Raw genomic sequence first — 12061 nt, forward strand, 5'->3', positions numbered from 1 at the left:
TGAATCGCTTGCCGAGGAAGGTGCTTGAAAAACACTAACCGGAGAATCTTTACCCGGACTCCGGAATGCAAACTACAAAAATTATTTCCAAAAAAACACTTACTCGATTTTCTTCCCAGCTGACCTTTGCCGTTCTTTCGTTTACGGCGTCTTCCATTCTGATCGCGTCTCCCGTGGACGACTTCCTCAATCCGGAGAAAAAAAGAAAGACCTCCGCTTCTTCTCCTAAAAAAGAAATACCCGCTAAGACCGACGCGGCTTCTTCCGGAAACGAAGACGCAATTCCCGAAACCGTTTCCAAAAAGAATCGGAAGGAAAAAACGGAATCCACCGAAACTTTAGCAGGCGATTCCGATGCGGAAGGAAAGACTTCGCGTAAAAAATCAAAGAATTCTAATGTAAAAAATAAGAAAGAGGAGAAGTCGAAGGAACAAAACGTTTCGACTTCTAAAAAGAAAAAATACGAGGACGCGCTTCCTACCGTTAAGGACGATACCCCTTCCACTCCTTCTTATTCCACACAAGGAGTGGAATCGGTTTCCGGCGGCGGAGTTCCGGTTCTTTGTTATCATCACTTGGCTGCCGAAGGCGGTCCTATGGGAGGTTATAACCTTCATCCGAATCTTTTGGAAGAACAGTTTAAGTTCTTGAAAGCCGCGGGTTATAAAACCGTTCGACTGGATCAGTTCTACGCGTATATCAACGGAAAAAAACCTTCGGACTTTCCGGACAAACCGATTCTTCTTACCTTCGACGACGGTTCCAAAACGCATCTCGAAGTTCTCGTCCCTTTGTTGAAGAAATACGGATTTACCGCTTCGGTCTTTATTTATCCTTCCATCATTTCTTCGGGGAAGAAGTATTACATGACCTGGGAACAACTGAACAGCGCTCTCGACAGCGGAGTGTTGGATTTGGGTTCCCATACATTATATCATCCTAAATTACCTACGATGAGCAGAACCTTGATCCGCAAACAACTCTTGGAATCCAAAGAGATTTTGGAAAAGAAAACCGGAAGAAAGGTGGTGGATCTTGCGTATCCGTTCGGGCTTTTCGATCCGAGAGTGATCGAAGAAGCGAAGGCCATCGGTTATAGAATGGCGTTTACCGTAAATCCGGGGAAGAACGTTCCGGGCGTTCCGGTTTACAACGTGCATCGATCCTTGGTTCCTTGGGGACAATCCCAATCCGCGTTCAATTCGATCCTCACTATGGCCCCTCCCCCTAAAATTTCGATTTCGATTTTGGACGGCGCTTGGGTGAAGACCGGTCAGGAATTTAAGATTCATTTGGAAGGAGTTCAACCCGAATCCGTAAGTATCAAGATCAAAAGCAAGAACGTGATTGCGGACAGTCAGGCTCCGGATTATACGGTGCGGATTCCGGATTTTGCGCGGAAATCCACTTTTCTTCCGTTGATGGTCCAGGCCAAAACGAAGGATGGAAAGCAGATTCAATATCAATATCTTTTTATCAATCAGAAAGAGTTTAAAAAACACCCGGACGGAAGCTTCTAAATTCCTACTTGAGTTTTGAAGATGATCTCTGTAAGCATGGAAGTATGAGTTTCAGAGATCATTTTTCGTCCCACTCCGCAACTTATTCCGAATACCGACCCGGTTATCCGAAAGAATTATTCGTTTATCTCAAAAGTCTCGTACCAAACGGAACGACCGTTTGGGATTGTGGAACCGGAACGGGACAAGCCGCGGTTTCGTTGGGAGAAGTTTTCGACAAGGTAATCGCGACCGATCCGAGCGCCAATCAGATCGCGAGCGGCGAGCCTCATAAAAACGTGGAATACCGGGTCTGTAAAGCGGAAGAATCCACACTCGAAAATCATGAAGTAGATTTAATCACGGTCGCGCAGGCGTTTCACTGGTTCGATTTCGAGCCGTTTTACAAAGAAGCCGCGCGGGTCGGAAAGAAAAACGGGATTCTCGCGATTTGGGGATACGGACTGCACCGAATCACGCCCGAAATCGACGCGCTCGTAGACAAACTTTACGGCCAGATCGTGGGTTCGTATTGGCCTCCCGAAAGAAGATACGTGGAAGAAAAATACGAATCGATCCCTTTTCCGTTCGAGGAAATGATTCCGCCTCCCTTCAGCATGAAGGAAGAATGGACCGTAAAACAGGTGTTAGGTTATTTGAGAACTTGGTCCAGCGTTCAGAAATACATTCAAAAAAACGAATCCGATCCGGTGTCTCTTGTGGAAACGGAAATCGCCAAGGCTTGGGGCGGCGTTTCGACCAGACTTGTGGAGTGGCCTTTGTTCTTTAAGATCGGAAGGCTTCCGGGTTGATCCCTTCTTTCGGAGAGGCCGTTCGTTTCTGGTTTCGCCTCGGTTGGTTGAGTTTCGGCGGTCCCGCCGGACAAATCAGCCTGATGCACAAAACTCTTGTCGAGGAAAAACAATGGATTTCGGAGGATAAGTTTTCCCACGCTCTCAACTATTGTATGTTGCTTCCCGGTCCGGAAGCTCAACAACTTGCGACCTATCTCGGTTGGATGATGCACGGGACCAAAGGAGGAATTTTTGCGGGTCTTTTGTTTATTCTTCCTTCGATTTTGATCTTTATCGGCATTAGTATATTCTATTATACGTATGGTTCCGTTTCATACGCAATTTCGTTTTTAAACGGAATCAAACCCGCGATCCTTGCGATCATCATTTTGACCTTTGGAAAGATGGTTCGGAAAAATTTGCAGTCGAACGGACAGAAACTTTGTTTCGTTTTGACCGCCGCTGCGATTTTATTTTTCGGCGTATCGTATCCGATTCTTCTTTTGTTTGCGGGCGTTTTGGGAACGATTGCGTTTTCTAGCCGAAAACGCGGTTCGGATAAAAACGTCGATGCGCTGGATGCGAATCTTCCGAACGCGGCCGACGATTCTTCTATCCAAGGGATCGATTTACAAACGGCCTTTGACGATAAACGAATTTATACTTCGGAGATTCTAAAAAACTTAAGTCGAGCCGCCAGCATCGGATTGATTCTTTGGATTTTACCGGTTCTCGGAATTTTATTCTTTCTCAAAACCGAATTTGCGTTTTGGAAAGAATTGATCGTATTCTTCACGAAGACCGCCTTTGTGACGTTCGGCGGAGCATACGCGATTCTCCCTACGGTTGCGGATTTCGCGACGAGACAAGCGGGGTTGATTCGCACAAACGAAATGATCGACGGACTTGCCTTCGGAGAAAGCACACCCGGACCCCTTGTGATGGTATTGACGTTTATCGGATTTTTAGCGGGGGCGCATCGATTTGGTACGATCGGTGCGGGAGTGTTCGGACTTTTGCTTACCGCATATTACACGTTTCTTCCTTCGTTTCTTTTGATCTTAGGCGGAGCTGCCCTTGTCGAAAAAACCAAGGAATCCGAATTCTTTCGGATCGTATTGAGTTATGTTACCGCGTGCGTCTGCGGAGTCATCTTTTATTTGGCGGTTTTTTTCGCGCATTCGATCCTTTTTAAGACGGGAACAGACTGGGGATCCTGGTTTCACAATCCCCTCCCGCAGACGAATTGGTTGCCCTTGCTCTGGACGATATTCGGCGTATTCTTCTTAATTCGTAAAAAAGAATATTCTATTTTTTGGATATTCTTCAGCGGGGTTGTCTTTTTGGCCGCGGAAACGTTCCTTCATTTATGAGTTCTCGTATAAACTCCGTCCCAGGCTTTTTCGGGCGGATTGTGTTTGTATTCCTCGCAGCGATCGATGAGAAGAACCGCGGCCTTATCCTTGCTTCCTCTTGTGATCTGCGAACTTTCTAGAAGTTCCTGCGCGAGAGACCATTCCCGATTGAGATACGCTTCGAATCCTTTCGTAAATTCGAGCACGGACGCTTCGAGTCTTTCGGACACGTTATCCGGTTTTCCGATCAATTCGTAAAGGCGGACCGGTTCGTTCTTTCCTTTGACGCGAACCACGTCGAGAAGCCTCGTAAAAAACTCGTCTTTGATTTCGTGCTGCACCGATTCGCTCACGAGAATGCTGACTCCGTAGTCTTTTCCTGCGGCTTCCAATCGCGCGGCGAGATTGACCATGTCGCCCATCATCGTATACGCCGAAATCGAATCCGTTCCCATAAAGCCCACTTTCGCAAGACCCGTATTGAGGCCGATTCTGATCTGCATCTCCTGTGCCTCGGGGATATAAGCCTTTTTGGCCTTCCAATCCTGCCGAAGAGCTTCCAGAGTTTCGATCATCTCGACGGAAGCGCGCGCCGCTTTGAGACAGTGTTTGTCCACTTCCACGGGCGCGTTGAAGATTCCCACGATCGCGTCTCCGATGTATTTATCCAAAACACCTTCGTGTTTTTTAAGGATCAGCGTCATCGCGGAAAGATATTCGTTTAACAAAGACGCTAATTCGACGGAAGTTAATTTTTCGCTAATATTCGAAAAGCCGGCCACGTCCGAAAAGAAGGCCGTAATACGTTTTTCGCTGCCTCGTTTGAGAGCCGCGAGATCGACCATCGCTTCGCTGACGACAACGGGATCGATCATCGTCCCGAGAATATTCTTGATCTTCTCGCGTTCCTTCAAGCCCGTCACCATCGAGTTCAAGGCCACGGTCAAGGTTCCCAATTCGTCCTTGCCGCCTTGTTCGAACTGAACTTCCAGATTCCCCTGGCCGACTTCTCTCGCGTGAAAGATGATACGTTTGATTTTTTGAACGACGAAACCGGAAATCAAGATCGCAAGAACGATCGCCGCGGAACAGATAAGCATCGCCATTCCGATCGCGGAATTCTTGTTCTTCTGAATCATTTCCAATCCTTCCGTCCGATCGACGAGGGTTCTGGAAATACCGGAAAGATTTGCGGAAAGAATCAAAGAGCTGACCTCGTCGCCCGAATCGGCAAGAAGCGGTTTGGAATCGAGGTTCCAAAGAATTTCCTCCGCTTCTCCCCTCGAATTCGCGATGATTCCGTGCGGGACCAATTTTTTCAGTTGAGGAGTCGGTGTTTCGCTTTTACCGGAATAAATCCATTCGCGAATCGCTTCCCATCGTTCTTTCGAAAGATCCTGCTCTTTCGGATTGCGGAGATAATCCTGATAATCGCCCGAGGTTTGACTAAACCGTAAAACGATGAGATCTTCCAATCCCGCGTTCCTAAGCTCGCCTAACGCGTCGATAAGAACGTCGGCTTCACTTTGGATGGGATAGGATTTCGCCGCGGGATTCGGATGTTTGCTTTTAAGGATCTTGAGCTTCTGGGCGGCTTCCACTAAGTCCTTCTTATCTTCCGAATGCTCGTCGCGGAACCTTTCAAACGCCGCGTTCCGATCCTGAATCAGTTTCGCATAACGCGCATAAAGATCGTTGAACGATTTGTCCTTAAACGGAGGAATCGGCGGTTTTTTCTCCTTCAACTCCTGAATTCTTTTTCTCAAAGGAATTACGAGGTCGCGGATCTGCGTCGCGAATGCGGCGTCCTGTTGCAGATAATGCACCGCGAAGTCGTGCAATTCTTCCCGAAGACGGGTCGCTCTTTCGGTGGAATTTTGATTTCTAAAAATCGGAGAATAAAGGGTCTGCAGTTCCATCTTCCCGATCGTATAAGAGTTTCGATCCGTATCCTGCGTAAAATCCAAGGAAAGAATTTTCGCGATCGAATCCTTTAAGTTCGCATCGATATCGTGCAGAAAGATGTTCGAGTTGATCGAAACGTCCGGCTTGAAGATCTTCGTATCGAAGGAAGGAGTGAGGTTTTCCTTGATCTGATTGGAAATCACGGGAAAGGTTTGAATCCGATATTGCGACATGTTCAAACCGAGTTCTTCGATCTTTCTATGTTGTTTGGGAAGCGCGATTTCCAAGATGGAATGATCCAGACTCGATCTTGTCTTCTCGATTCCGTTTTTAAGATTGTCCATTCCGCGTTCAAGATCCTGTTTTTCGCGCTCGGTGGTTTTCTCCTGAGAATGCAGTTCGTCCCACCTTTGTTTTTGTTCGTTCAGATCCGCTTCCAAAACGGCGATCTGATGCGCCATGTTTTTGAGTTTGGAATACGTCGCGTCCGAAACCGCAAGACCGTTCGGATCCTTTAACAACGATTTGGTTCTCTTTTCGAGTTCTTCGATATCGGCTTTGGAAAGATAAACGGAATAATACGTGTCCTTGATCGAGGACTTTTTCTCTTTGCCCAAAACTCCGAAGAGTTTGGTTTTGAATCCGAAAAAACTGACTTCCTTCGCTTGTTGAGTGACGACTTTCGTTCTGTATTTGCGCAACGCCTGACTTTGACGTTTGACTCGTTCCCGGAAGGATTCCACCCGAATCAAACTGCTGGAGATGTTTTCCAGTTCGAGAACAAGGCCGCCGATGTAATGTCTTGAAATCGCGGCTTCTTTTTCGTAGCTTTGGGTAAGAATCGCGGTTTGTTGATGAACGTCGATCGCGGAAAGAATCATCACGGTCAAAGCTATCAAAGCGCCGGTAAACAGCGCGAGCTTGGCTCGGATTCCCAGATAAAAAAGATTTTTTATATCGACGAGAAACGCGAAACGTTTTCTCAATTTTTCCGGGAAAGACTTTCCTTCGGATGTTTCTGTTTGGGTCGGATCGCTAGCCACAATGGTATCCTTTTTTCTCGGTCTATTCTCACCAATTTGGAAAACACCCGATACGCGAGTCACGAATTTAATCATTCAGTATAATGAATTTTACGAGTCCGGCAAATCCGAATTTTCAGGCAATAAATTCTTTTTAAAGCCGTTTTAAAAGTCCGAAAAAGAGGGATTCTTTTTTGCATTTTTTACGGAGAATTCGGATTCCCGTCGAGGCGAAGAATCTGCATTTCTTTCGTCTATGAAATCTAAATTCTCCCGATGAATGAACAAATTTCGAAAGTCTTTGACAAATCCAGAATACGACCCAATTTGTTCCGGATGCGAAATTCCTTTCGAAAGAAAATCTGGTATGTTTGTTTCTACGTTTTTCTTTCGGCGCAATCGTTATTTGCGATCGATCCGGTCACGGTCATCCGATCAGACTTTCCCGGAAAGCTCCCGCTTCTGAAATCGGTGTATTTCGTACGCGACCCGGATTCCCGTTATCTTCCCGAACAGTTTTTTTCCGACCTTCAAAACATTCCCGTACAGGAAGTGAAGAACAGTACCTTCGGTTTCGGATACGATCCCGTTCCCTATTGGCTGGTGTTCGACGTGGAAACTCAGGAAACGATCGATCAGGAATTTACGTTAGCGTTTCATTACCCTCATTTGGATCAGGTGGATCTTTATTACCGAGCGTCGAACGGCGCCAAGGCGGAGTTTAAGACGGGAGACACTCTTCCGTTCTTGTCCAGACCGATCGAAAACAGACTTTTTTTATTTCCGCTTCCCCTGGGAACCAAAGGCAAGACGAGAATTCTCGTTCGTGTTTTTACGGAAGGCGCTTTGAGTCTTTCGATGACCCTTTACGAAAACAAAGCCAGAATCCGAGACACGAAAGTCGAACTCGCGAAAGATTCCGCGTTTTTCGGAGCGCTGGCAGTGATGGCTTTTTTCAACTTCTTCCTTTACGTGGGGATTAGGGAGCGATATTTATTATATTATTCTTTTCTAATTCTATCGGTCCTGATTCATCAGATTATTCTTCCGGGTTACGCCTTCGAATGGTTCTTTCAGAATCAGCCGGTCTTCATCAATCAATTCCACTTGGAAGCCGTTGCGATGATGATGATCTTTATGGCCTTGTTTCTTTCCTCGTATTTGGAAATGAAAAAAAACTCGGCCCTGCTCAACCTATTTCTAAAAGGATCTCTTTGGGTCGGAGTCGCGCTCGGGTTTCTGATTCCCATCGTACCGGGACGGTATTTGATCCCGTTCACTTCTTTGTTTCCATTGTTGCAGATGACAGTGATCTTTCTGATTTCGTTTATTCGAGCTTTAAGAGGAGATCGGAAGGCGATCATCTTTTTAACGGCTTGGTTCTTTACTCTTTCGGGAGGAATCATCTTCGCGCTGAGCCGATTCGGATTCTTTCTCAAGGACGCACCGGCGATTCCTTTTTTACAAACCGGAATCATTCTGAGCGTATTGTTTTTATCCCTTGCGCTTTCGGAACGAATGAGGACGATTCGGAAAGAAAAAGAAGAAATCGAGGAATATGCGGGAAAACTCGAAGAACTTTCCTACATGGATCCGTTGACGAGAGTCTTCAACCGAAGATATTTCGACGAACAGATCCGCATGGCTTGGAGCCGGGCAACCAGACATCATTCTCCGCTTTCGCTTTTGATGATCGACGTGGACTTTTTTAAACAGTTCAACGATACGTACGGTCACGTCGAAGGGGACCGCGCACTCGTCCGCGTTACTAGGGAAATCCGCGCGAGCCTCAGAAGATCGCACGATATGGTTACTCGATACGGAGGGGAAGAATTCGCCGTCATTCTTCCCGACACGCCGATCGAAGGTGCGGTCGTTGTCGCATTAAATATTTTGGAAAAGGTCGAAGCTTTGGAGATCGCTCATATCAAAAGCGCTTTTGCCAAGATAACGGTTTCGATCGGAATCGCCTGTAGTACCGAATCGGAGATCGGGACGGTGCAGGATTTGATTTCGATTTCCGATCAGAACCTCTACCAAGCCAAAAGTTCGGGAAGAAATCGCATTCAACACTGATCTTTTGTTCCTATTTTTTCATTCTTTGCATGGAATCGAACGAAATCCCATCGTATAATTTAGGATTTTATCGATAATAAAAAATTTTCTCGACTAAGAAAACGGTTTTTGTAGAATCCTTCCCTGCTATGAAAACCAGTACGATCCCTAAAATTCCATCCAGAACACTATACCACGTGATGAAAGCGTCCGCGGAAACATTCGCGGATTCCACCGCTCAATACTACAAACCGGATGGAAAGAATTATCAACCGAACAGCTTTAAGAATTTATATGAAACCGTTCAACAAATCGGCTGCGGTCTGATCTCTTTAGGACTCGAACACGGAACACCGATCGGTTTGATCGCGGATTCAGGCGCACGCTGGATTTGGTGCAGCATGGGAATCACCAACATCGGTTGTGTGGACGTTCCCCGCGGAACCGATTCCACCGCGGAAGACTTACGTTATATTCTGGGTCACGCGGAATGTTCGATCGCGTTTTTGGAAAACGAAACCGCATTAAAAAAAATCCTGAGCCAAAAAGCGGACTTCCCTCATCTGAAAAAGGTGATTCTGTTCGATCAAAAGGGAACGATCGACAACGCGGAACCGTTCGAAATCATTTTGTTAAACGACTTGATTCAAAAGGGAAAAACTTGGATCCAGTCGAAAGGAAAGGACGAGTTCCATAAACGCGGTTCCGCGGTCCGCGAGGACGACTTAGCGACCATCGTCTACACTTCCGGAACCACGGGAAAACCGAAAGGAGTGATGCTGACTCATAAGAATATCGTATTCAATGTGGACGGCGCGCTTCAAGGAGACGATCTCCAAATTTATCCGACGGACAGAAGCATGGCGTATCTTCCTCCTTGGCATATCGCCGAACGTCTGGTGGAAACCGTTTGCATCCGCGCGGGCGGAGCGGAAGCGTTCACTTCGATTTCCACGCTGAGTCAGGATCTCGCGGATATTAAACCGACATTGCTTCTTTCCGTGCCGAGGGTATGGGAAAGTCTTTACAACAAAATCCACGATAAGGTAAGAAGCGCTTCTCCCGTACAACAGGCGTTATTCGGAGCATTCAAGGAAATCGCGGTCACCTACTACAAACACGTATCGAGACTGCAAGGTTTGGAATATTCTCTCGTGGAACAATCCACCTTCGCATCTCTTTGGCAAAAATTCATTTCTTTATGGATCGTGCTTCTTCTCTGGCTTCCGAATCAGATCGCGCAGCTCGCATTCAAAAAAATCAAAAAGGGATTGGGGGGAGAATTGCGTTTCGCGCTTTCCGGAGCCGGAGCCTTGCCTCAATACATCGATACGTTCTTCAACGCGATCGGAATTCCCATCTTGGAAGGTTACGGGATGACCGAATTATCCGGAATCTCCACAAGAAGAATTTTCGGCGAGATCACCGTGGGAACACTGGGACGTTGTATCCCCGGAGTACAGATCAAGTTGGTGGACGAAAAAGGAAACGAGATCACAAAGCCGGGCGTCAAAGGAGTCGCGTGGCATAAGGGCGATCACGTGATGAAAGGATATTACAAGGAACCGGAAAAGACGAAGGAGATTTTGAGTTCGGACGGATGGTTGAACTCGGGGGATCTTTTGGCATGGACGACTTCGGGAGAATTGAAATATTCCGGAAGAGCCAAGGATACGATCGTACTTTTGGGCGGAGAGAATTTGGAACCAGAGCCGATCGAGTTCGCGCTCGTCCGCAGTCAATTCATCCTGCAAGCGATGGTGGTCGGACACGATCAGAAAACGCTCGGGGCGTTGATCGTTCCGAACGAAGAGGCTTTGGAGAAATACCTGAAGGATCTGCGTTCTAAAATGTTAAGCGAAGTGAAAAATCTGAACGGCGACGCGGACGTGATATCTCTGTTCAAGAACGAGATCAAAAATCTCGTTTCCAACGAGAACGGATTCAAAAATTTCGAAAAGGTATCCAGCTTCCGGATTTTGGACAAGAAGTTCGAGCCGGGCGACGAGCTCACGCAAACGATGAAAATCAAACGAAACGTGGTGGCGGATAAGTACAAAAAGGAAATCGAAGAGATGTATCGATGAACATCCTCTCGTCTTTTTAAAAAAAGAGAGAGTGTTTCGAAAGGATGCCCGTTGCGGAACGTTCGGTTCCCATCGGGCTTTTTTATTTTTTAACGCGGACAAAAACCTTCCAAAGATGTAACCCTTGCGTTGCTGCTTCGAAGAAGTTTGCAAGAAACTTAGGAGACTTGTTCTTGCAACCATCGGACCCTTCCCGCAAAAAAATCCTTCTCTATCTTCTGCGAGCGATCGTCGCATTTATCTTTTTACAAACCCTCTTTTATAAGTTCACGGCCGCTCCCGAGTCGGTCGCAATCTTTTCCAAATTAGGGGCGGAACCTTGGGGAAGAATCGGAACGGGGATCTTGGAACTTGCCGCGTCGATCCTACTCTTTCTGTCCGACCTGCGTCTGCGTTGGACAGGCGCCTTGCTCGGACTCGGTTTGATGTCGGGTGCGATTCTTTCCCATTTGTTCGTGATAGGAATCGAACAGGAAAGCGACGGGGGACTTTTATTTTTTCTCGCGCTCGCAAGCGCGATCATATGTGCACTGCTTTTGTGGCTGGAGAAAGAAACTCTAACGGACGTTTTGCGGAAACGAAACCGAAAATAAGCTTTCCTAGATTCGGAATCCGATTAAACTCTCTACAGGACGGAGGGAATTATGGGAGAAGAACAGGCAAAAATTCACGCGCTGAATAAGATCGTATCGATCATCGACGAAAAGGCTTCCATTTATCGAAACGAAAGAAAGTCCATGCCTTCCGCGCGCGCGATCGCGGAGAAAAAACTGATTCTCGACTTGATCGACGATGGAATGAAGCTGGCAAAGACGATCCAACCCAAACCGGCCGAACTGATCCGAGACCTCGAAACTCTGAATAAGCAGTTTATGAATCTCTAATGTTTTTACTTTGCCGCGTTCTGGCCGAAATTAAAAAGCAGAATCGCGACAAACGCGGAAAGAATCGAAAGGTAATGATATAAATTCACTTTTTCCGAAAAAAGAAAAACGCCCACGAAGATGGAAGTCGTCAGAATCGAAAGCACCGCATAAAGAATATAATACGAAGCGCCGTATCTGCTGTATAAAAGATAAAAACCCAAAAAAGTAAAATACAACCCCACTCCGCTGATCCAAAAATAATTTCTGTTTTCGATCAGATATTCCTTCAAACCTTCGGGCTTGTAAAAGAAAAGGGAAACGATCAAAAGCGCGATGCAGATCAATAAGGTGGGAATGAGAAATAAAAACGGACCGACCGTGAGCGTGGATTTCTTTTGACCGTACGCGTAAAACGCGTTTCCGATCGCCGCGATCGAAGCGAATAAAAAAGGAAGAATGGCTGCGTTGAATTTCATCT

The 12061-nt window shown here is 46.6% G+C and carries 9 protein-coding genes; 7 read left to right on the top strand and 2 right to left on the bottom strand.

Annotation, left to right across the window (positions count from 1 at the left end; translation table 11 throughout):
• The first annotated feature begins 65 nt into the window (after positions 1 to 65).
• From LFX25_RS19300 to chrA, 3 genes are read left to right on the top strand one after another with little or no spacing between them, the layout of a single operon-like run.
• Entirely contained in the window at positions 66 to 1520 is a 1455-nt protein-coding gene (locus tag LFX25_RS19300; RefSeq protein ID WP_238731879.1) for a polysaccharide deacetylase family protein, read from the top strand.
• Between the two features lie 44 nt (positions 1521 to 1564).
• A complete protein-coding gene (locus LFX25_RS19305) occupies positions 1565 to 2311 on the top strand; it encodes a class I SAM-dependent methyltransferase (RefSeq protein ID WP_238731880.1) in 747 nt (248 codons plus the stop codon).
• Entirely contained in the window at positions 2308 to 3666 is a 1359-nt protein-coding gene (gene chrA / locus LFX25_RS19310; RefSeq protein ID WP_238731881.1) for a chromate efflux transporter, read from the top strand. Before LFX25_RS19305 ends, chrA begins: the two co-directional genes overlap by 4 nt.
• Here the strand turns inward: chrA and LFX25_RS19315 are convergent.
• Positions 3657 to 6539, bottom strand: coding sequence for an adenylate/guanylate cyclase domain-containing protein (locus LFX25_RS19315; RefSeq protein ID WP_240009195.1), 2883 nt, complete (start codon positions 6537 to 6539; stop codon positions 3657 to 3659). The genes chrA and LFX25_RS19315 overlap by 10 nt on opposite strands.
• Positions 6540 to 6911: 372 nt before the next feature.
• Between LFX25_RS19315 and LFX25_RS19320 the strand changes: the two genes are divergently transcribed.
• From LFX25_RS19320 to LFX25_RS19335, 4 genes are all read left to right on the top strand, one after another.
• Complete coding sequence (locus LFX25_RS19320) at positions 6912 to 8651, top strand: diguanylate cyclase (RefSeq protein ID WP_238731883.1); 1740 nt, start codon at positions 6912 to 6914, stop codon at positions 8649 to 8651.
• A gap of 128 nt (positions 8652 to 8779) precedes the next feature.
• Positions 8780 to 10717 carry a long-chain fatty acid--CoA ligase gene (locus tag LFX25_RS19325; RefSeq protein WP_238731884.1) on the top strand — a complete coding sequence of 646 codons (1938 nt, stop codon included), beginning with the start codon at positions 8780 to 8782 and terminating at the stop codon, positions 10715 to 10717.
• A gap of 173 nt (positions 10718 to 10890) precedes the next feature.
• Complete coding sequence (locus tag LFX25_RS19330; protein ID WP_238731885.1) at positions 10891 to 11310, top strand: DoxX family protein; 420 nt, start codon at positions 10891 to 10893, stop codon at positions 11308 to 11310.
• Positions 11311 to 11361: 51 nt separating this feature from the next.
• Positions 11362 to 11601 carry a hypothetical protein gene (locus tag LFX25_RS19335; RefSeq protein WP_118957189.1) on the top strand — a complete coding sequence of 80 codons (240 nt, stop codon included), beginning with the start codon at positions 11362 to 11364 and terminating at the stop codon, positions 11599 to 11601.
• A gap of 5 nt (positions 11602 to 11606) precedes the next feature.
• Here LFX25_RS19335 and LFX25_RS19340 read toward each other — a convergent pair whose 3' ends face one another.
• Positions 11607 to 12059, bottom strand: a complete 453-nt coding sequence (locus tag LFX25_RS19340; protein ID WP_238731886.1) for a transporter — start codon at positions 12057 to 12059, stop codon at positions 11607 to 11609.
• Positions 12060 to 12061: the final 2 nt, after the last annotated feature.

Origin of the sequence: Leptospira sanjuanensis (genome assembly GCF_022267325.1) — a bacterium.
Lineage (GTDB): Bacteria > Spirochaetota > Leptospiria > Leptospirales > Leptospiraceae > Leptospira > Leptospira sanjuanensis.